This is a genomic window from Rhabdaerophilum sp. SD176, from assembly GCF_030143245.1.
Classification (GTDB): Bacteria; Pseudomonadota; Alphaproteobacteria; order Rhizobiales; family Beijerinckiaceae; genus Rhabdaerophilum.
Genome location: NZ_JARJNS010000005.1, coordinates 132,856 through 152,301 on the forward strand (window position 1 = coordinate 132,856; position 19,446 = coordinate 152,301).

The window sequence follows — 19,446 nt, forward strand, 5'->3', positions numbered from 1 at the left end:
GGCAAAACCACAGATCGATCGTCGAGGATTGCGACACGAATGAGTGAGAATAACGGCACGGGCGACAAGACGCTCTCGGTATCGAAGACGCTTTCGCTGAAGCGTCCCGTGGAGCAGGGCGTCGTCAAGCAAAGCTTCTCCCATGGTCGGACGAAATCCGTCGTGGTCGAGACCGTCAAGCGTCGTCCCGGCGGCGGTTTCGAGCCGCGGGAAACCAAGCCTCCGGTTGTCGAGACCAAGAGTGCGCCTCCGCCCCCGCAACGCCCGGCCGTTGAGGCCAAGGCGAATGCGGTCCGGCTCGGACTCGGCTCGTCGCAGCAGCGCACGCTCACCGATGACGAACGCGATGCCCGCGCGCAGGTCCTCCAGGAGGCCCGCCGTCGCGAGGAAGAGGATCGTCGTCGCCAGGAAGAAGAGCGCCGTGAGCGCGAGGAGCGTGAACGCGCAGCGGCTGAAGCCCGTCGCCGCGAGGAAGAAGAGCGCCGCCGCGCCGACGAGGCCGCGAGCCAGGCAGCCGCTCCGAAGGTTGAGCCGGTAGCCGCTCCGGCGCCGGTTGTTTCGGCGCCCGCCCCTGCGCCGGTTGCACCGCAGGCCGCTGCTCCGGCGCCCCAGCCGGCGGTTGCTGCTCCGGCCGCCGCCCCGGAAACCCGCCGCTACGAACCCCGCCCGACCCCTGGCATGCGCCAGGATTCCGGCATGCGCCAGGATTCCGGTATGCGCCAGGACCAGCCGCGCTCGGCGGCTCCTGCCCGTGATTTCGGCACCCGGCCGCCGCGCCTTGATGGCCCGCGTTTCGGTCGCCCGGCTGATGGTGGCGAGCGTCGCCCGCAGGATGGCGCGCCGCGTGAAGGCGGATTCCGCCGTGAGGGCGGCCCCCCGCGTGACGGCATCCGCCGTGATGGTCCCCGGCCGGAAGGCCAGCGTTTCGAGGGGGCCCGCCCGCAAGGCCAGCGCCCGGCCGGAACGGTCCGTCTTGGTTTTGCGCCCCGGCCTGGCCAGGCGCCGGCTCCGGGCTCGCGTCCGCCGGGTGGCCGTCCGCCGATCGGTGGCGCAGCCCCGATCGAGGAACTGGAGAACATGCGTCCCAAGCGCGAGGTCGGCAATGTGCCGCCCCGCGCGCCTCGGCCCGATGAGGACGAGGAAGGCCGCGTGCGTCGCGGCAGCGGCGTCAAGGTGCCCGCCCCGGCCAAGCCGGAGCGCACCAAGGGTGCCGCCGAGAAGTCGCGCGGTCGCCTGACGGTCACCTCCGTGACATCGGACGAGGACGAACGTCAGCGTTCGGTGGCCGCCTTCAAGCGCCGCGTGCAGCGCATGAAGGGCATGGCCAATAACGAGCCCAAGGAAAAGATCATCCGCGAGGTGGTCATTCCCGAGACCATCACCATCCAGGAACTGGCGAACCGCATGTCGGAACGCGCGGTGGATGTCATCCGTTTCCTGATGAAGCAGGGCCAGATGCACAAGATCACCGACGTGATCGACGCGGATACGGCCCAGCTCGTTGCCGAGGATCTCGGCCATACCGTGAAGCGCGTTGCCGAGGCGGATGTCGAGGAAGGCCTTTTCGATATTCCCGATGATGATTCCACCATGGTCTACCGCGCCCCGGTCGTCACGATCATGGGCCATGTCGACCACGGCAAGACCTCGCTGCTCGACTCGATCCGCCAGACCAATGTGGTCTCCGGCGAAGCGGGCGGCATCACCCAGCATATCGGGGCCTATCAGGTCACCAGCCCGCTGGGCGGCAAGATCACCTTCATCGACACGCCGGGCCATGCGGCCTTCACCGCCATGCGCGCCCGTGGTGCCAAGGTGACGGATATCGTTATTCTGGTTGTCGCCGCCGATGATGGTGTGATGCCGCAGACGATCGAGGCCATCAACCACGCCAAGGCCGCCAAGGTGCCGATGATCGTGGCGATCAACAAGATCGACAAGCCGGAGGCGAAACCCGAGCGCGTCCGCACGGAACTGCTCCAGCATGACGTGCAGGTCGAGAGCATGGGTGGCGACACGCTGGAAATCGAGGTTTCCGCCAAGCAGAAGCTCAATCTCGACAAGCTGCTCGAGATCATCCAGCTGCAGGCCGAAGTGCTCGAACTCCGGGCAAACCCGGAACGGGCCGCCGAAGGTTCGGTCATCGAAGCGAGGCTCGACCGCGGTCGTGGCCCCGTCGCCACCGTGCTCGTCCAGCGCGGCACGCTGCGCACCGGCGATATCGTCGTGGCCGGCGCCCAGTGGGGCCGTGTCCGCGCCTTGATCAACGACAAGGGCGATAACGTGGCCGAGGCTGGCCCGTCCCTGCCGGTCGAGATCCTCGGCTTCCAGGGCGCCCCGGAAGCGGGTGACCGGGTGGCCGTGGTCGAGAGCGAGGCCCGCGCCCGCGAGATCACGAATTACCGCGAGCGCCAGAAACGCGACCAGGCGGCGGCCCGCGGGGCCGGCCAGTCGCGCAGCCTTGTCGACATGATGAAGCAGGCCAAGGATGCGGCGGGCCGCAAGGAATTCCCGCTGGTCATCAAGGGCGACGTTCAGGGCTCGGTCGAAGCCATCGCGGCCTCGGTCGAGAAGCTTGGCAATGACGAGGTCCGCGCCCGCGTGCTGCATACGGGCGTCGGCGGCATCACCGAATCCGACATCACGCTCGCCAATGCCACCGGCGCGGTTGTGCTGGCCTTCAATGTGCGCGCGCACAAGGAAGCCCGGGAATCGGCCGAGCGTGCAGGCGTGGAAATCCGCTACTACAACATCATCTATGACCTCGTGGATGACGTGAAGGCGGCGATGTCCGGCCTTCTGGCCCCGACCCTGCGCGAGACCATGCTCGGCAATGCCGAGATCAAGCAGGTCTTCAACATCACCAAGGTCGGCAATATCGCGGGCTGCATCGTCACCGACGGCAAGGTCGAGCGCGGTGCCAAGGTGCGCCTGATCCGCGACAGCGTGGTGGTTCACGAGGGCACGCTGAAGACACTGAAGCGCTTCAAGGACGAGGTGAAGGAAGTCCAGTCCGGCCAGGAATGCGGCATGGCCTTCGCCAATTACGAGGACATGCGCGCGGGCGACATCATCGAATGCTTCCGCGTCGAGGAAATCCAGCGCTCGCTGTGACCTTTCAGGCCTCTTGCATCTATGGGAGGCCGGGCTGACCCGGCCTTTCTCTTTTGGAGCGGAACATGGTTCGTCCCAATCCCAATCCCGGCCAGCCCTCGCAGCGCCAGCTCCGTGTCGGCGAGCAGGTCCGCCATGCCCTGGCGGAGGTGCTGGCGCGCGGCGATATTCATGATCCGGAACTCTCGGGCATGCTGATCTCGGTGCTGGAAGTCCGCATGTCGCCCGATCTCCGCCATGGCACTGTGCTGGTGATGCCTTTGGGCGGCAAGGCCGTCCTCGGCGAGACCGGCGAGGCCGAGGCGGTCGCTGCCCTCAACCGCAACGCAAAAGAGCTCCGCCTCGAAGTGTCCCGCCGCCTGCGCGAGCTGAAATTTTCACCCGAACTGCGATTCCGCGTCGATGACCGCTATGACGAAGCGGCCCGGATCGAGAAGATCTTCCACGATGACCGCGTCCGCCGCGACCTTGCCGCTGACGATGACAAGAAAACCGAAACGGAATGACCGAAACCCTTTCCCCCCCGGGCCAGCGCCCGAAAAAACGCGATGTCCATGGCTGGCTGATCCTCGACAAGCCGGTCGGCATGACCTCGACCCATGCCGTCGCCATCGTGAAGCGCGTCTTCCGGGCCAAGAAAGCCGGCCATGCCGGCACGCTCGACCCGCTGGCCTCCGGCTGCCTGCCGATCGCCCTCGGCGAGGCGACGAAGACCGTCCCCTATGTGATGGACGGCAAGAAAGCCTATCGCTTCACCGTGACCTGGGGCGTCGAGACGACGACCGATGATACGGAGGGCACGCCGGCGCGCACCTCAGACCTTCGCCCCTCTCAGGACGAAGTCGAGGCCATGCTGCCGCGCTTTACCGGTGCGATCCTTCAGGTGCCGCCGAAATTCTCGGCGATCAAGGTCGATGGCGAGCGCGCCTATGACCTCGCCCGCGACGGCGAGGAGGTCGAACTCGAGGCGCGCGAGGTGTTGATCGACAGTCTCGCGATCGTCGCGCATGACGGCAACTCGACCACGCTCGAGGCCGAATGCGGCAAGGGCACCTATGTCCGGGCCATTGCCCGCGATCTTGGCCGCGCCCTCGGCTGTTTCGGCCATGTCACGGCGTTGCGCCGTACCCGCGTCGGCCCTTTCCTCGAGCAGGAATTCATCCCGGCCGAGGATCTGACCCGTACATTGCCCGACCCGGCCGAGCAGGAGGCCCATGTCGCGGCCCTGCTGTCACCGGTTGATCGCGGCCTTGCCGAACTGTCCGAGCTCCAGGTCTCCCGCCACGATGCCGCCCGCCTCAAGCGCGGCCAGAGCGTCATCCTGCGCGGGCGCGACGCCCCGACAGTCCTCGGCCATGTCGCCGTTGTGGCTGGCCATGAGCTGATCGCGATCGGTGAAATCGACAAGGGCGAGCTGCGTCCGCACCGCGTGTTCAACCTCGCCTGACGATCTGGCCGGTCTTTTCGCTGGCTTTTCATGAATTTCCTGCTATGCACGCGGCCATGGCAGCGACAGCGTTCCTGCCACGACGCTTTGTATGCGTCTGACCTGACCCTGCTGGACGACATCCCGGCCGGGCCGTTTCTCGAACCTCATGGAGGCATCCGATGTCGATCACAGCCGAGCGCAAGTCTGCGCTGATTTCCGACTATGCGACCAAGGCGGGCGATACCGGCTCGCCGGAAGTGCAGGTGGCCATCCTGACGAGCCGTATCTCGACACTGACCGAGCACTTCAAGACGCACAAGAAGGACAACCATTCGCGCCGCGGGCTGCTCAAGCTCGTGTCGCAGCGTCGTTCGCTCCTTGATTATCTCAAGAAGAAGGACGAGGCCCGCTACAGGACGCTGATCGAGCGTCTCGGCATCCGCCGCTAAGCGGGCAACCGAACGGGCAGGGGCGCAAGCCGCCTCTGCTCGCGTCGGACCGGCAGGGGCCGGCCCGGCGCGGGGAACAGGCGAAGGCCATGGCAGGATCGCCGGACGCTTCAGGCCCGAAGGCCAGGGAAGCGTCCCGCCGTCTTGCTCATGGATTCGGGTGGTTTCCCAACCTCTCTCGAAACCACGCGCGTCGTGGCCTCAAGGCCGGACCGACGTGCATGACCGGCGCCGCTCGTCGCGTGCGCCTGAACAGGACAGATCATGTTTGATATCCAACGCAAGACCATCCAGTGGGGCGGCCGCACCCTGACGCTTGAGACGGGCCGCATTGCTCGCCAGGCCGATGGCGCCGTTCTCGCTACCTATGGCGAGACCACCGTTCTCGCCACCGTTGTTTCGGCGAAGGAGCCGAAGCCGGGCATCGACTTCTTCCCGCTCACCGTGAACTATCAGGAAAAGGCCTTCGCGGCCGGCCGGATTCCCGGCGGCTATTTCAAGCGCGAAGGGCGCCCCTCGGAAAAGGAAACGCTGGTTTCCCGCCTGATCGACCGCCCGATCCGCCCGCTCTTCGTCGAAGGCTACCGCAACGAGACGCAGGTTGTTGTCACGGTGCTCAGCCACGATCTCGAGAATGATCCGGATGTGGTGGCCATGGTGGCCGCCTCGGCCGCGCTGACCCTCTCGGGTGTCCCCTTCATGGGCCCGGTCGGCGGCGCCCGCGTCGGCTATATCAACGGCGAATACGTTCTGAACCCCACGCTCGACCAGATGAAGGACACCGTCCTCGATCTCGTCGTGGCCGGCACGGGCGACGCCGTCCTGATGGTGGAGTCGGAAGCCCAGCAACTTTCGGAAGAAGTGATGCTCGGCGCCGTGATGTTCGGCCATGCCGGCTTCCAGCCGGTGATCGACGCGATCATCAGCCTCGCCGAGAAGGCCGCCAAGGAACCGCGCGACTACACCCCGACCGACCTCTCGCATATCGAGAAGGCCGTGCTCGAGGTCGCCGAGGCGGATCTCCGGGAAGCCTACAAGATCATCGACAAGCAGGGCCGCTACAAGGCGGTCGATGCCGCCAAGGCGAAGGTCTTTGCCGTGCTCGCGCCGGAAGGTGGCGAAGCGAAATTCGACAAGGAACAGCTCAAGACCGTGTTCAAGGAAGTCCAGGCCAAGATCGTGCGCTGGAACATCCTCGACACCAAGAGCCGCATTGACGGCCGCGGCCTGACGGATGTCCGGCAGATCGTCTCGGAAGTCGGCATGCTGCCGCGCACCCATGGCTCGGCGCTTTTCACCCGTGGCGAGACGCAGGCCCTCGTGGTCGCGACCCTCGGCACCGGCGATGACGAGCAGTTCATCGACGAGCTGGAAGGTACCCGCAAGGAGCGCTTCCTGCTCCATTACAACTTCCCGCCCTATTCGGTCGGTGAAACCGGTCGCATGGGCTCGCCCGGCCGCCGGGAAATCGGCCATGGCAAGCTCGCCTGGCGCGCGCTGCACCCGATGCTGCCCGCCCAGCACGAATTCCCCTACACGATGCGTATTGTCTCGGAGATCACCGAGTCGAACGGCTCCTCATCGATGGCGACCGTCTGCGGTTCGAGCCTCGCAATGATGGATGCCGGCGTGCCGCTGAAGGCGCCGGTGGCCGGTATCGCCATGGGCCTCATCCTCGAGGGCGAGCGTTTTGCTGTGCTCTCGGACATCCTGGGCGACGAGGACCATCTCGGCGACATGGACTTCAAAGTGGCCGGCACCGAGAATGGCATCACCGCGCTGCAGATGGACATCAAGATCGCCGGGATCACCGAGGAGATCATGAAGGTCGCGCTGTCGCAGGCCAAGGGCGGGCGTATGCACATCCTGGGCAAGATGGCCGAAGCCCTCACCCAGCCGCGTGGTCAGCTCGGCCAGTATGCGCCGCGCATCGAGACCATCAAGATCAACCCGGACAAGATCCGCGAAGTGATCGGCTCCGGCGGCAAGGTGATCCGCGAGATCACCGAGAAAACCGGCACGAAGATCGACATCCAGGATGACGGCACGATCAAGGTCGCCTCGTCGGAAGGCGAGAAGATCAAGGCCGCGATCAACTGGATCAAGTCGATCGCCTCGGATCCGGAAGTCGGCCAGATCTATGACGGCACCGTTGTGAAGACGACCGATTTCGGCGCCTTCGTGAACTTCTTCGGCGCACGCGACGGGCTGGTCCATATCTCCCAGCTCGCCCCGCGCAAGGTCGCCAAGACCACCGATGTCGTCAAGGAAGGCGACAAGGTGAAGGTGAAGTTCCTCGGCTTTGACGAGCGCGGCAAGACCAAGCTCTCGATGAAGATCGTCGATCAGGAAACCGGCGAGGATCTCGAAGCCAAGCAGAAGGCCGAGCGCGATGCCGCCCGTGCCGCCGAAGGCTCCGCCGAGTAAGCGCTCTCCCGGAGAGCCATGAATCAGGGCCGCGCCGCAAGCGCGGCCCTCTTTTTGTTTAGCGAGACAAACGCCGCATCGCTTCTTCGCGTGCGGTTGGATGCAGCTTCCCGGTTTTCACTTCCGAAATCCGACCTTGATTGAAGCCGAATTTTGCAGCGATGTCGTGCTGGAACATCCCGAGGTGAAGCATCTGCCAGATCTGAATGGCGTCATGGAAATCAGGCGAACGGCGAGTCTGGTGTGCCATTGGGCACCTCCTTCGAGAGAGCTCACCTAGCCACTTGACGCCGAGTCTGCAGGAGCGTTTACTCCTGTTGTCGATAGACACGACTTCCCCAGCTAGGTGCAACCTAGGGGTAAACGACCCGGGCCGTTCCAATGTTGGCGCATTGGGCGGCCCCTTTCGTTTCCAAGTTAACGGGAAGTTACCTGTGCCGTTTCAAGGCCGTCAATATCTAGTTGGGTATCCACATGATGGTCGCAACATCTGGTGACTAACTTGTGAATCGTGGGGACAATTCTGCGATTCTTCGGAAGCTATTGAGAAACAAGAAGAATCCGCCTGTCTCTGCCCTGTGGATACGCTAGATCCCTTGAGTCAATCGGAATCTTTGCGCAACTCTAGGCTCTGCTTGTTCTCGGTAGACTTTCCATTGCTGCAAGGATTGTCGTCGAATCAGCCACGGTCGCGAACTCGTTGCGCAGGGTGGCGAGATGGAAGCGATGGATCTCCGCCGCCGGCAGGATGGTGCCGTCGAGATCCTTCTGTTCGAAAGCGGCGCAGGCATCGGCGGCCACGATCATCCGCCAGCCGAGATTGTTCCCTGTCCGCACCGTCGTCGAGACGCACATATCGGTGGAGATGCCGAAGGCGAGGACGGCATCCGCGCCAAGCCGCTTCAGGCGCAGGTCAAGATCGGTGTTCAGGAAGGCCGAATTGACCGATTTCGTTACCAGCGCCTCACCCTCGGCCGGCGAGAAGCCGGGCCGGAGCGTGTTGCCGGGATCCCCGGGCCGGAAACACGAGCCCGGCTCGGCGGAATCATGCCGGACATGGAGGATCGGCCAGCCTTTCGCGCGCCAGGCGGCAATGAGAGCGAGTCCCTGCCGCTCGAACGCGCTGCCCCCGAGGGGTGGCATGCGCGGGCTGAAGAAGCCTTCCTGGAAATCAATGGGGAGAAGAACAGTCCGGGGAGAGAGCGCCAGCAATACGGCCTCCTGCTTCTAGTGATCCCCTCTGATCCTCGCTATCAGCCCCGCCGTCGAGCCGTCAAGCGACCCGAGGTTGCGGCCGCTGGCCAGCGGTTCTGCCAGTTGCGTGGCCAGTTCCTTGCCCAGCTCCACGCCCCATTGGTCGAAGGCATTGATCCCGTAGATCGTCGCCTCGACAAAGACCCGGTGCTCGTAAAGTGCGATCAGCCTCCCCAATGTGTAGGGATCGAGCTTGCGGTAGAGCAGGGTGACGGAGGGGCGGTCCCCGGGGAAGACGCGATGCGGGTTGCCCTTCGCCTCTGCGAGGCTGCGCCCGACCATCAGGGCCTGCGACTGGGCGAGGCAATTGGCCACCAGTAACTGGTGGTGATGGGCATAGGCTGGCTCGTGCCCCTCGGCGGCAAGCAGGAACTCGACCGGGATGACATCCGTGCCCTGATGCAGCAATTGGAAGAAGGCGTGCTGGCCATTCGTTCCGGGCTCGCCCCAGACGATCGGGCCCGTGACGCCATCCACCGCATGGCCATCCTTGCGGACGGATTTCCCGTTCGACTCCATGTCAAGCTGCTGCAGATAGGCCGGGAACCGGTGCAGCCGCTGGTCATAGGGAATGATGGCGCGGCTGGCATGGCCCCAGATGCGGCGATGCCACACCCCGATCAGCCCCAGCAGGGCCGGCAGGTTGTGGCGCAGCGGCGCCGTTTCGAAATGCCGGTCCATCGCCTCGGCGCCGGCGAGGAAGGCGCTGAACCGCACCGGACCGATCGCGATCATCAATGGCAGCCCGATCGAGGACCAGATCGAGTAGCGTCCGCCGACCCAGTCCCAGAAGCCGAAGGCCCGCTCGGGCGGGATGCCGAAGGCAGCAACCTTGTCGAGCGCGGTCGAAACGGCCGCGAAATGCTGGCCGATCGCCGCTTCGCCGAGGGCGGAGGCCATCCATTCCCGCGCCGAGCGGGCATTGGTCATGGTTTCGATCGTGGTGAAGGTTTTCGAGGCCACGATGACGAGCGTGCCCGCCGGCTCGAGCCCGCGCAACGTGTCGGCGAGATGGGCGCCGTCGACATTCGAGACAAAATGCACCCGCGGCCCATCATGATAGGGGCGCAGGGCCTCGACAGCCATGGCCGGGCCGAGATCGGAACCGCCGATCCCGATATTGACGATGTCGGTGAAAGGCGCGCCGGTCACGGTGGCGATTGTGCCATTCCGAACACCCTCCGCGAAACGGAAGCAGGCCTGCCGTGTGGCCAGCACCTCGGGCATCACATCCGAGCCGCCCGTCAGCCGCGTTCCCTCATGTTGCCGAAGGGCGATATGCAGGACGGCCCGGCCTTCTGTCGCGTTGATCGGCTCGCCGGCGAACATGGCCTGACGCGCCTGGGCGAGCCCGGCATGATGGGCGAGCGCGACAAGGCTCGTCATCGCCGCCTCGTCGACCCGGCATTTCGAAAGGTCGAGCAGCATGTCCTCGAACTCGGCAGCAAAACGGACGAACCGTTCTGAATCCCGGGTGAAGAGGTCGGTTGTCCGGTCCTGCGCGAGGCGGGCCTTGTGGGCGTCGAGATCAGCCCAGCAGGCAGCAAGGGAATCGGTCATGGTCAGCGGCTTTCCAGGATGTCGGACAGGCGGAAACGGGCGATTTTCCCGATCTCGTCGAGCGCGGTGGCAAATTCCGTGCCTGGATCATGCCCGATCCGCTTTTCGAATGCGCCGCGGATCGACGCCTTGTTCTGGCCCTTCACCGCCATGATGAAGGGGAAGCCGAACCGCTCGAGATAGGCCGAATTCAGCGCCGTGAAGGCGGAAAGTTCTTCCGGCGTGAGCCGGTCGAGCCCGGCCGAGGCCTGTTCCTGCGTCGATTCCGGGGTGAGTTCCCCAGCAAGCGCGAGCCGCCCGGCAAGATCCGGATGCGCGCGGATCAGGGCGTCCTGCTGCGCGCGGGTGCCAGCCTGCATGGCCCGGACCATGGCGGCGTGCAGCCCGTCCAGCGTATCGCAGCGCGGATCAAGCCCGTTGGCAAAAGCCGCCTCGGCCACCCAGGGTGAATGCTCGAAGACACCGCCGAACCGCGCGACGAAAAGCGGCCGGGAGAGCGTGGAGGGCCGCCAGCCGCCGGCGGGCGGGTGGCTCATCACCCAGTGCCGTGCGATATCGAGCCGGGTCGCCACCCAGACGCGATCATGATCCAGGATGTAATCGAGAAACCGCGCCAGGGCCGCGGCCCGGCCCGGCCGGCCGACCAGCCGGCAATGCAGGCCGATCGACATCATTTTCGGCACAATCTCGCCCTCGGCATGGAGGAGGTCGAAACTGTCCTTCAGGTAGCTGAAGAACTGGTCGCCGCTGTTGAAGCCCTGCGGCGTGGCAAAGCGCATGTCGTTTGCATCGAGCGTATAGGGCACCATCAGGAACGGCCCTTCGCCGCCCCGGCCATTCGGCCCGCTGACCCAGTAGGGCAGCTCGTCGGCATAGCTGTCGGCCGAATAGAGGAACCCGCCCTCCGCCATGGTCAGCCGGAGCGTCTGTGCGGAGGTGCGCCCCTGATACATGCCGAGCGGACGTTCGCCTGTCATCTCCCGTTGGATCCGCACCGCCTCGGCGATGTGGTGGGCCTCCTCCTCGGGCGTGAAATCGCGGTAATCGATCCATTTGAGGCCGTGGGTGGCGATTTCCCACCCGGCTTCCGCCATCGCGCGTATCGCCTCCGGATGTCGGGCCATGGCGCTGGCCACCCCGAAGACCGTCACCGGCAGGGCTCGCTCGGTGAACATCCGGTAGAGCCGCCAGAAGCCGGATCGAGATCCATATTCGTAGATCGATTCCATGTTCATGTGCCGCTGGCCCGGCCAGGGCTGCGCGCCGACAATCTCGGAGAGGAAGGCTTCCGATGCGGCATCGCCATGAAGGATGCAGTTCTCGCCGCCTTCCTCGTAATTGATCACGAACTGGACGGCGACCCGCGCGCCGCCCGGCCATCGGGCATGCGGCGGGCGCCTGCCATAGCCGATCAGGTCTCGCGGATAGGGCGCTTCGCCGGCCATGATCTCAGCTCCCGCGATAGGTGGAATAGGCATAGGGCGAGCAGAGCAGCGGCACGTGATAATGCCCGTCCGGCTCCGCCATGCCGAAATGCAGCGGCACGATGTCGAGGAAAGGCGGATCGGGCAGGGTTACGCCCCGCCCACGGAAGTAGGCGGCAACATGGAAGCGGAGCTGGAATGACCCCGTCCGGAAGGCGCCGCCGGCAAGAACAGGCGCGTCCGTGCGGCCATCGGCATTCGTGACGAGATCGGCGATTTTTTCCCAGCCGCCGCCGGGCCGCGCCTCCAGAACCTCGATGCGCATTCCCGCCGCCGGGCAACCATGCGCTGTATCAAGGACATGCGTCGAAAGGCGCCCCATCGTGAATCACTCCTGATGAACCGGCCAGAGGGTAAAGAGCGCCATCAGGCATCGCAAGCGAGGGCATCGATGATCCGCTATGCGAACTTCGTGCGGCAGGCAGAGCCTGCACCGGTTTTCCGGATTTACAAATCCGGAACGGGCCGATCATGATCCCGTCGATCGGAGACGTGCCATGAGCCGAAAAGAAACCGGGACGAAAACCCGCCGGGGCGTGCTGGGTGATGCCCATGTCGACCGGGCGAATGCCAATACGACCCCGTTTGACGCCCCGTTCCAGGATTTCATCACCGAAGGCGCCTGGGGTACCGTCTGGGCCGGCGATCATCTGACGCGCCGCGAGCGCTCGATGATCACCATCGCCCTGCTGGCTGCCCTCGGCCATCACGATGAGGTGGCGATGCATGTGCGGGCCACGGCGAATACCGGCGCGACGATGGAGGATATCCGCGAGGCGCTGATGCATGTCGCGGTTTATGCCGGTGTGCCCGCCGCCAACACGGCCTTCAAGATCGCCAAGCAGACCTATGCCGCCATGGCGGCGGAAGCCAGGCCGGCCTGAGACCGGCCGGAGAGACACGACAGGAAACGCGACATGACGGATTACATGCGCCGTGACAGGAGCTGGCACCCGCCGGCCTACACGCCCGGGTACAAGACCTCGGTGCTCCGCTCGCCGAAATGCGCCCTGCTCTCGCTGGACCAGGGGCCCGCCGAAAAATCCGGCCCGGTCTTCAAGGCCGATATGCTGCACGAGCTCGACAATGACCTGATCCGCAACTACGCCGCCGCCACCGGTTCGCCGGGCGAGGCGATCGGTGAGCGGATCATCGTGCATGGCCGCGTGATGGACGAGACAGGCCGGCCGGTGCCGCGCACCTTGCTCGAGGTCTGGCAGGCCAATGCCGGCGGCCGCTACCGCCACCGGAATGACCGCTATCTCGCCCCGCTCGATCCGAATTTCGGCGGCTGCGGCCGCTGCATGAGCGATGACGAGGGCCGCTATTTCTTCCGCACCATCAAGCCTGGTCCCTATCCCTGGCCGAATCACGGCTCGGACTGGCGCCCGGCCCATATCCATGTCTCGATTTTCGGCGAGGCCTTCGCGCAGAGGCTGATCACCCAGCTCTATTTCGAGGGTGATCCGCTGATTCCGCTTTGTCCCATTGTCCGGACAATCCGCGATGACCGTGCCATCGAGCAACTGGTCGCAAAGCTCGACATGGGCGAGATGCGCTCCTTCGACTGCCTCGTCTACCGTTTCGACATCGTCCTGCGCGGGCGCCAGCAGACCTTCTTCGAGAACCGTCCGGAGGGCATGTGATGCCGGTCAACTATCTCAAGGAAACCCCGTCCCAGACCGCCGGCCCCTATGTCCATATCGGCCTGCTGCCGGCTCAGGCCGGGCTGGCCATGCGGCATAATGAGGCGCTGAATGTCATCGCCGCCGAGGGTGAGCGGATCGTCATCGACGGCATTGTCCATGACGGGCTCGGCAATCCGGTCAAGGATGCCTTGATCGAATTGTGGCAGCCGAATGCCCGTGGCGAGCTTGGAGCCAAGGGGCTCTGGGGCCGCGCCGGCGCCGATCACGAGACCGGCCTCTACCGGTTCGAGACCATCCGCCCGCCGGCCCTGCCCTGGCGCAACGGCCAGAACCAGGCGCCGCATTGCAGCCTGCTGATCTTCGCCCGCGGGATCAATATCCACCTCCATACCCGCATGTATTTCCCAGAGGATGCGGCGCTCCACGCCAGCGATCCGGCGCTCCAGCGCGTCGATTCGGCCGCCCGCCGCGCCACTTTGGTGGCTGCGAATCAAGGGCCCGGCCACTATCGCTTTGACATCCGCCTTCAGGGAGAGAATGAAACCGTCTTCTTCGACATGTAGCCGGTTCGATCGAGCAGACCGGCGGAGGACGGATCCGGATGGCCATCCACACCCTTGAATCGGCTTTGTATGGCGATCTCTTCGACGATCCCGAGCTGCAGCCACTGCTGAGCGATGCCGCCGAGATCGGCGCGATGATCACGGCCGAAAAGGCGCTCGCCCGCGTGCAGGGCAAGGCGGGGATGATTCCCGCCGAAGCGGCTCTCGCGCTGGAGACCGCGCTCGACCGGGTGATGATCGATCCGGGCGATCTCCGCGCCGCCACTGCGCGCGATGGTGTGGTGGCGCCCGGCCTTGTTGCGGCGCTGCGCAAGCAGATCGACCCGGATCTCGCGCCCTGGCTCCACTGGGGCGCGACCTCGCAGGACATTGCCGATCTTGCCCTGGTGCTGCGGCTGCGCGCTGTGATCGACCTCTTCGATTCGCGCCTTGAGGCTCTTGTCGCAGCGTTGGCCGAACTGGCCCGCGCCCATCGCGATACGCCCTGCCTCGCCCGGACGCGCACCCAGATCGCGGCGCCGACCCTGTTCGGCCTCCGTGTGGCGAACTGGCTGCAGCCGCTCCAGCGCCACCGCCAGCGCCTGCACGAGATCCGGCCCCGGTTGCAGGTGGTCCAGCTCGGCGGTGCCGCGGGTAATCTCTCCGCTTTCGGGCCGCGCGGGCTGGAGATCATGGATGCCCTTGCCGATGATCTCGGCCTCGGCCGGGCGGAGCCCTGGCATGGCGGCCGCGACCGGCTCGTAGAATTCGGCCTGCTGCTGGTGCTGATCGCCACCTCGATCGGCCGGATCGGCGCCGATCTCGTCAGCCTCGCGCAATCGGAAACCGGCGAGCTCGGGTTTGAAGGCGCAGGCGGCTCCTCCACCCTGCCGCAGAAGCAGAATCCGGTGATCGCCGAAGTGCTTGTGGCGTTGGGCCGGTCAGCGGCGGGGCAAGGGTCGGGCCTGCCCCAGGCGGCCCTTCACGCCACCGAGCGCGATGGCGCTGCCTGGACGCTTGAATGGCTGACCCTGCCACCCCTGATGGCGACGACCGGTGCTGCCCTTCGCCTCGCGCGGGAGGCCGTGTCACGGCTTCGCGTCGATACCGGTCGCATGGTGGCCAATCTGGCGGCCACGCGCGAACTTGTGATGGCGGAAGCCGCGACCTTCGCGCTGGCGGCAGCCTCCGACAGGAACCAGGCGGCTGCAATCGTGCGGGAGGGGATCCAGGCGATGGCCCAGGACACCCGCCCGTTGCTGGCGGTCCTGGAAGAACGCTCGCCGGTCGCTGTCGACTGGGAGGCCCTGCGGGATCCGTTGAACCAGCTCGAGCCGGCGAGGATGCTGATCGACAGGATCCTCGCCGGCCTTGATACCTGAACCTCAGGCGCTGATCGGCTTGAGGTTGCGCTCGATTTCCGCGCGCCTTTTCTCGAGGAAGGGCGGCAGCGAGAGCGATTCACCCATGCTCTCCTTCGGCTCATCCGTGGCGAAGCCCGGCCCGTCCGTCGCGATCTCGATCAGGATGCCGTTGGGCTCCCGCACATAGAGCGAGCGGAAATAGAACCGGTCCACCGGCCCGGACGAAGGCAGGCCGAGCTGCTTGTAGCGATCGACCCAATAGGCATATTCCTGCTCGTCGCGCGCCCGGAAGGCCACGTGATGCACGCCGCCGGCGCCCTGCCGGGCGGTCGGCGCGCCCGGTTCGATCGCGACATGGAATTCCGCACCCGGCCCGCCTTCGCCCATCGCGAAGACCACGACCTCGACCCCGTCCGGCCGCGTGTAGCTGCGCTCACGCCGCATCTCGTAGAGCAGCGTCAGGAAGCGCTCGGTCGGCGTGATATCCGGCACGCTGATCTCGATCGGACCGAGACCGCGGATCTGGTGCTCGGCCGGGACCGGGCTCCTCGACCACGGGAAAGCCTCGCCGGCCCCGCCATCCGCCACGAGACGGAAGCGTTGGCCCTCGTGATCCTCGAAATCGAGCGAGGCGCGCCCGTCCAGCATATGGACCGCGCCATGCCGGATCTGGTGCGCCTCGAACCGGGCCTGCCAATAGGCGAGGCTCGCCTCTCCCGAAACACGGAAACCGGTCCGCGTGATCGAATGCGTGCCACGCCGTTCGGGCGGGACCGGCCATTCGAAGAAGGTCAGGTCGGTGCCTGGCGTCGCCTCGCCATCGGCATAGAACAGGTGATAGGCCGAGACATCGTCCTGGTTGACGGTCTTCTTCACCAGCCGCAGCCCGAGGATCTCGGTATAGAAGCGGTAATTGGCCCGGGCATCGGCCGTGATGGCTGTGAGGTGATGGATGCCATGCAGTTGCATCGGGAACTCCTGGGTGTGACCCCGCATTCATTGCGTTAACGCATATATAGTCCGATCGCTTGGATAAGCCATTGCATCAATGCAATTTCACTTTGGGGATCGGGTCAGAGGCCCTGCAATTTGGCAAGGAAGGGATTTTCAACTAAGGACAGTTATCTCCCTTCCTGCATCCCCCTGGAATATCAAAGATGACCATTCGCGTGCATCGCGGCGACCTTGCCAAGCCTATCCCCTCCGGCGCCGTCGTGGCGATCGATACCGAGACCCTCGGTCTCGTGCCCCATCGTGACCGGCTCTGCGTTGTCCAGCTATCGACCGGTGACGGCACCGCCGACGTGATCCAGATCGCGCCGGGGCAGAAATCCGCGCCTAACCTCGTCGCGATGCTGTCGGACCCGCGGACGCTAAAACTGTTCCATTTCGCGCGCTTCGATCTGGCGGTGCTCCGCCTGACCTTCGGCGTGATGCCCTCGCCGGTCTATTGCACCAAGATTGCCTCGCGCCTGACGCGCACCTATACCGACCGGCATGGCCTGAAGGACATCACCCGCGAATTGCTCGGCGTCGAATTGTCCAAGCAGCAGCAATCGTCCGACTGGGCCGCCGAGACGCTGACCGATGCCCAGCTGGCCTATGCCGCTTCGGATGTGCTTTATCTCCATGGTCTCAAAGCGAAATTCGACATGATGCTCGCGCGCGAGAACCGCACGGCTTTGGCGCAATCCTGCTTCGATTTTCTCCCGACCCGGTCCCAGCTGGATCTGGATGGCTGGCCGGAAACGGATATTTTCGCGCATAGCTGAGGCCGATCGACAAGAAATTGGCGTGTTTGTTCCCCATATCCTCAGACCACGGCACCATGTGAAGGACGGAAGCAGGTCATGGCCATCACAGGCGGCATGACGACGGGACGGGAGCAGGGCCGGTTCGGGCGCGGGCTCGCGCCGGCTGTCGATGCTGATCTGCCGCCACATCTGCAGGATCACCCCGCCTTCCGCGCCGCAGCCCGCCATTCCCGGCATGTCCGGTTCTGGCGCCGGATGATCCCCGTTTTGGCCTTCGTGACGATCGCTTTCCTGGTGGTCCGGACGGTGGCCGGCATTCTGGCCGTCCCCGATGTGTCGACCGACACGGTTGGCATCCAGGGCCGCAAGATCGTGATGGAAAAGCCGCGCCTCTCCGGCTTCAAGCGCGATGGCAGTTCCTATGAGCTCAATGCCACCACCGCCACGCAGGATATCAAGACCCCGAACATGGTCGAGCTCGACGGCCTCAAGGCCCGGATGCAGACCGGCAAGGAGGGCTGGGCTGATCTCGCCGGCGCGCGCGGGACCTATGACAGCAAGGGCGAGAAGCTCGATGTCGATGGCGGCGTCTCGGTCCGCACCGAGACGGGCATGGATGCGCGCCTCAAGGATGCGCAGATCGATTTCCGCTCGGGGCTGATCGTCACCGACAAGCCGGTCGAGGTGAAAACCAATCAGGGTGATGTCGCGGCCGACCGCATGCAGGTGCACGAGAACGGGCGCAAGCTTGTCTTCGAGGGCCGCGTCCGCAGCATCTTCGTCAATCCCGGTTCCTCGTCCGGGCCGGACAAGCAGGAGACCGGCGCCCCCGCGCCCGGCAAGGACCCATGATGACCGACATGTTTCGCAAGGCGGCCCTCGGCGCAGCCGTGATCTTCATCGCTGCCGCCAACCCTGCCCTCGCGCAGAAGGCGAAGAGCGGCACCGGCGCACCCTTTGCCGGGTTCGGCTCAAGCTCGAAGGAGCCGATCAAGATCGATTCCAATCGCCTTGAAGTCTTCGACAAGGAGAACCGCGCGGTCTATTCCGGCGATGTCGTGGTCGTGCAGGGGCAGACCACAGTCCGCTCGTCGCAGATGATTGTCCATTACATCACCAACAAAAGTGCGGGCGGCAACAGCCAGTCGGCGCCGGCGGGCCAGAATTCGATCCGCAAGATCGATTTCGAAGGCCCGGTCAGCGTCAGTTCGGGCACGCAGGCCGCCACCGGCAAGTTCATGACCTATGACGCCCAGGCCGAAACCGTGACCCTGACCGGCAATGTCATCATTTCCGACTGCGACAATGTCCAGCGCGGCGAGCGCGCGGTCTATGACGTCAAGTCCGGGCGGGCAACGGTCGATGCCGGGGCAAAGGGACGCGTTCAGGGCGTCTTCACGCCCGGCAGCGACGACAAGAAGAAGGCCGCTGGCGAATGCGGCCCGCGGACGAACTGAGACAGGGGCATTGCCACGGCCCCTCGAAGACCGGCATAAGCAGGCATTCGGGCGGCAGGGGCAACAGGGGCAGGGCGTGCTGGACAGGTGGCTGAAGCGAAAGCGGGGCTCGGCTGAGGACGCGGCGCCCGCCATTCCGGCGGCCCCGACTATCCGTGGCGCGCGGCTGCCTCGGAGGGTCGACGAAACCGGCCGCGACCCCGGCGAGGCCATGCTCGCGGCCTATTCGCTCGGGAAGAGCTATGGCAAGCGGCAGGTCGTCCGGGATGTCAGCCTCAATGTCCGCCGGGGCGAGGCGGTGGGCCTTCTGGGCCCCAACGGCGCCGGCAAGACCACCGTCTTCTACATGATCACCGGCCTTGTCCCGGCCGATCAGGGGCAGATCCAGCTGGATGGGTTCGACATCACCCGCCTGCCGATGTATCGCCGCGCGCGGCTCGGTATCGGCTATCTGCCGCAGGAAGCCTCGATCTTCCGGGGCCTGACCGTCGAGGACAATATCCGCGCCGTGCTCGAAATGGTTGAGCCCAACCGCCGTAGGCGCGAGGAGCAGCTTGATGCGCTGCTGGACGAATTCTCGATCACCCGCTTGCGGAAATCGCCCTCCATCGCACTGTCGGGCGGCGAGAGGCGGCGCTGCGAGATTGCCCGCGCGCTGGCCGGCCGGCCGAATTTCATGCTGCTGGACGAGCCCTTTGCCGGCATTGACCCCATCGCCGTCGGCGATATCCAGGACCTCGTGCTCCACCTCAAGGCGCGGGGCATCGGCGTGCTCATCACGGACCACAATGTCCGCGAGACGCTGAGCCTGATCGACCGCGCCTACATCATCCATTCCGGCCAGGTGCTGATGGAAGGCACGCCGGACGAGATCATTGCCTCTCCCGAAGTCCGCCGCCTCTATCTCGGCGAGGATTTCCGCCTCTAGCCGGAATCCTCTGGCAGCGATGCGTTGACGCAGTG

19 protein-coding genes are annotated in these 19,446 nt (G+C 65.3%); 13 read left to right on the forward strand and 6 right to left on the reverse strand.

Annotation, left to right across the window (positions count from 1 at the left end; genetic code table 11):
* Positions 1-39: 39 nt before the first annotated feature.
* The 5 genes from infB (at position 40) to pnp (ending at position 7,419) form a co-directional block, all read left to right on the forward strand.
* Positions 40-3,114: a translation initiation factor IF-2 gene (gene infB, locus P0652_RS12915; protein ID WP_284179243.1), complete on the forward strand. Its 3,075-nt coding sequence runs from the start codon at positions 40-42 to the stop codon at positions 3,112-3,114.
* Positions 3,115-3,179: 65 nt separating this feature from the next.
* A complete protein-coding gene (gene rbfA / locus P0652_RS12920; protein ID WP_284179244.1) occupies positions 3,180-3,620 on the forward strand; it encodes a 30S ribosome-binding factor RbfA in 441 nt (146 codons plus the stop codon).
* On the forward strand, positions 3,617-4,561 hold the full coding sequence (gene truB / locus P0652_RS12925; protein ID WP_284179245.1) for a tRNA pseudouridine(55) synthase TruB: 945 nt from the start codon (positions 3,617-3,619) through the stop codon (positions 4,559-4,561). The genes rbfA and truB overlap by 4 nt, the downstream gene beginning before the upstream one ends.
* 161 nt (positions 4,562-4,722) lie before the next feature.
* The gene (gene rpsO, locus P0652_RS12930) at positions 4,723-4,992 is read left to right on the forward strand and encodes a 30S ribosomal protein S15 (protein WP_284179246.1); all 270 of its coding nucleotides are present in this window, start codon (positions 4,723-4,725) and stop codon (positions 4,990-4,992) included.
* Positions 4,993-5,256: 264 nt separating this feature from the next.
* Positions 5,257-7,419 carry a polyribonucleotide nucleotidyltransferase gene (gene pnp / locus P0652_RS12935; protein ID WP_284179247.1) on the forward strand — a complete coding sequence of 721 codons (2,163 nt, stop codon included), beginning with the start codon at positions 5,257-5,259 and terminating at the stop codon, positions 7,417-7,419.
* A 58-nt stretch (positions 7,420-7,477) separates the two neighbouring features.
* Here pnp and P0652_RS12940 read toward each other — a convergent pair whose 3' ends face one another.
* From P0652_RS12940 to uraH, 5 genes are all read right to left on the reverse strand, one after another.
* The gene (locus P0652_RS12940) at positions 7,478-7,669 is read right to left on the reverse strand and encodes a hypothetical protein (RefSeq protein ID WP_284179248.1); all 192 of its coding nucleotides are present in this window, start codon (positions 7,667-7,669) and stop codon (positions 7,478-7,480) included.
* Positions 7,670-8,043: 374 nt separating this feature from the next.
* The gene (locus P0652_RS12945) at positions 8,044-8,631 is read right to left on the reverse strand and encodes a cysteine hydrolase family protein (RefSeq protein ID WP_284179249.1); all 588 of its coding nucleotides are present in this window, start codon (positions 8,629-8,631) and stop codon (positions 8,044-8,046) included.
* A gap of 15 nt (positions 8,632-8,646) precedes the next feature.
* Positions 8,647-10,233, reverse strand: coding sequence for a glucose-6-phosphate isomerase (gene pgi, locus P0652_RS12950; RefSeq protein WP_284179250.1), 1,587 nt, complete (start codon positions 10,231-10,233; stop codon positions 8,647-8,649).
* A gap of 2 nt (positions 10,234-10,235) precedes the next feature.
* A complete protein-coding gene (puuE, locus tag P0652_RS12955) occupies positions 10,236-11,678 on the reverse strand; it encodes an allantoinase PuuE (protein WP_284179251.1) in 1,443 nt (480 codons plus the stop codon).
* 4 nt (positions 11,679-11,682) lie between these two features.
* A complete protein-coding gene (gene uraH, locus P0652_RS12960) occupies positions 11,683-12,039 on the reverse strand; it encodes a hydroxyisourate hydrolase (RefSeq protein WP_284179252.1) in 357 nt (118 codons plus the stop codon).
* A 175-nt stretch (positions 12,040-12,214) separates the two neighbouring features.
* On the opposite strand from uraH, the gene pcaC reads away from it, so the two are divergent.
* Genes pcaC through P0652_RS12980 form a run of 4 tightly spaced genes read left to right on the forward strand, consistent with a single transcriptional unit; the run spans position 12,215 to position 15,290 of the window.
* Complete coding sequence (gene pcaC / locus P0652_RS12965; protein WP_284179253.1) at positions 12,215-12,601, forward strand: 4-carboxymuconolactone decarboxylase; 387 nt, start codon at positions 12,215-12,217, stop codon at positions 12,599-12,601.
* A 33-nt stretch (positions 12,602-12,634) separates the two neighbouring features.
* Positions 12,635-13,363, forward strand: coding sequence for a protocatechuate 3,4-dioxygenase subunit beta (gene pcaH, locus P0652_RS12970; RefSeq protein WP_284179254.1), 729 nt, complete (start codon positions 12,635-12,637; stop codon positions 13,361-13,363).
* Positions 13,363-13,929, forward strand: a complete 567-nt coding sequence (gene pcaG, locus P0652_RS12975; protein ID WP_284179255.1) for a protocatechuate 3,4-dioxygenase subunit alpha — start codon at positions 13,363-13,365, stop codon at positions 13,927-13,929. Before pcaH ends, pcaG begins: the two co-directional genes overlap by 1 nt.
* 38 nt (positions 13,930-13,967) lie before the next feature.
* Complete coding sequence (locus tag P0652_RS12980; protein ID WP_284179256.1) at positions 13,968-15,290, forward strand: lyase family protein; 1,323 nt, start codon at positions 13,968-13,970, stop codon at positions 15,288-15,290.
* 3 nt (positions 15,291-15,293) lie between these two features.
* Here P0652_RS12980 and P0652_RS12985 read toward each other — a convergent pair whose 3' ends face one another.
* Positions 15,294-16,241, reverse strand: a complete 948-nt coding sequence (locus tag P0652_RS12985) for a ring-cleaving dioxygenase (protein ID WP_284179257.1) — start codon at positions 16,239-16,241, stop codon at positions 15,294-15,296.
* A gap of 188 nt (positions 16,242-16,429) precedes the next feature.
* Between P0652_RS12985 and P0652_RS12990 the strand changes: the two genes are divergently transcribed.
* The 4 genes from P0652_RS12990 (at position 16,430) to lptB (ending at position 19,411) form a co-directional block, all read left to right on the forward strand.
* Positions 16,430-17,044: a ribonuclease D gene (locus tag P0652_RS12990; RefSeq protein WP_284179258.1), complete on the forward strand. Its 615-nt coding sequence runs from the start codon at positions 16,430-16,432 to the stop codon at positions 17,042-17,044.
* Positions 17,045-17,122: 78 nt separating this feature from the next.
* Entirely contained in the window at positions 17,123-17,878 is a 756-nt protein-coding gene (gene lptC, locus P0652_RS12995; protein ID WP_284179259.1) for an LPS export ABC transporter periplasmic protein LptC, read from the forward strand.
* The gene (lptA, locus tag P0652_RS13000) at positions 17,878-18,483 is read left to right on the forward strand and encodes a lipopolysaccharide transport periplasmic protein LptA (RefSeq protein ID WP_284179260.1); all 606 of its coding nucleotides are present in this window, start codon (positions 17,878-17,880) and stop codon (positions 18,481-18,483) included. Before lptC ends, lptA begins: the two co-directional genes overlap by 1 nt.
* 76 nt (positions 18,484-18,559) lie before the next feature.
* Positions 18,560-19,411, forward strand: coding sequence for an LPS export ABC transporter ATP-binding protein (gene lptB, locus P0652_RS13005; RefSeq protein WP_502947526.1), 852 nt, complete (start codon positions 18,560-18,562; stop codon positions 19,409-19,411).
* The last annotated feature ends 35 nt before the right edge of the window (positions 19,412-19,446 follow it).

What these genes read in the sequence shown, in the direction of transcription:
- infB (WP_284179243.1), top strand. Translation starts at nt 40, where the DNA reads ATGAGTGAGAATAACGGCACGGGCGACAAGACGCTCTCGGTATCGAAG.
- rbfA (WP_284179244.1), top strand. Translation starts at nt 3,180, where the DNA reads ATGGTTCGTCCCAATCCCAATCCCGGCCAGCCCTCGCAGCGCCAGCTC.
- truB (WP_284179245.1), top strand. Translation starts at nt 3,617, where the DNA reads ATGACCGAAACCCTTTCCCCCCCGGGCCAGCGCCCGAAAAAACGCGAT.
- rpsO (WP_284179246.1), top strand. Translation starts at nt 4,723, where the DNA reads ATGTCGATCACAGCCGAGCGCAAGTCTGCGCTGATTTCCGACTATGCG.
- pnp (WP_284179247.1), top strand. Translation starts at nt 5,257, where the DNA reads ATGTTTGATATCCAACGCAAGACCATCCAGTGGGGCGGCCGCACCCTG.
- P0652_RS12940 (WP_284179248.1), bottom strand. Translation starts at nt 7,669, where the DNA reads ATGGCACACCAGACTCGCCGTTCGCCTGATTTCCATGACGCCATTCAG.
- pgi (WP_284179250.1), bottom strand. Translation starts at nt 10,233, where the DNA reads ATGACCGATTCCCTTGCTGCCTGCTGGGCTGATCTCGACGCCCACAAG.
- puuE (WP_284179251.1), bottom strand. Translation starts at nt 11,678, where the DNA reads ATGGCCGGCGAAGCGCCCTATCCGCGAGACCTGATCGGCTATGGCAGG.
- uraH (WP_284179252.1), bottom strand. Translation starts at nt 12,039, where the DNA reads ATGGGGCGCCTTTCGACGCATGTCCTTGATACAGCGCATGGTTGCCCG.
- pcaC (WP_284179253.1), top strand. Translation starts at nt 12,215, where the DNA reads ATGAGCCGAAAAGAAACCGGGACGAAAACCCGCCGGGGCGTGCTGGGT.
- pcaH (WP_284179254.1), top strand. Translation starts at nt 12,635, where the DNA reads ATGACGGATTACATGCGCCGTGACAGGAGCTGGCACCCGCCGGCCTAC.
- pcaG (WP_284179255.1), top strand. Translation starts at nt 13,363, where the DNA reads ATGCCGGTCAACTATCTCAAGGAAACCCCGTCCCAGACCGCCGGCCCC.
- P0652_RS12980 (WP_284179256.1), top strand. Translation starts at nt 13,968, where the DNA reads ATGGCCATCCACACCCTTGAATCGGCTTTGTATGGCGATCTCTTCGAC.
- P0652_RS12985 (WP_284179257.1), bottom strand. Translation starts at nt 16,241, where the DNA reads ATGCAACTGCATGGCATCCATCACCTCACAGCCATCACGGCCGATGCC.
- P0652_RS12990 (WP_284179258.1), top strand. Translation starts at nt 16,430, where the DNA reads ATGACCATTCGCGTGCATCGCGGCGACCTTGCCAAGCCTATCCCCTCC.
- lptC (WP_284179259.1), top strand. Translation starts at nt 17,123, where the DNA reads ATGGCCATCACAGGCGGCATGACGACGGGACGGGAGCAGGGCCGGTTC.
- lptA (WP_284179260.1), top strand. Translation starts at nt 17,878, where the DNA reads ATGACCGACATGTTTCGCAAGGCGGCCCTCGGCGCAGCCGTGATCTTC.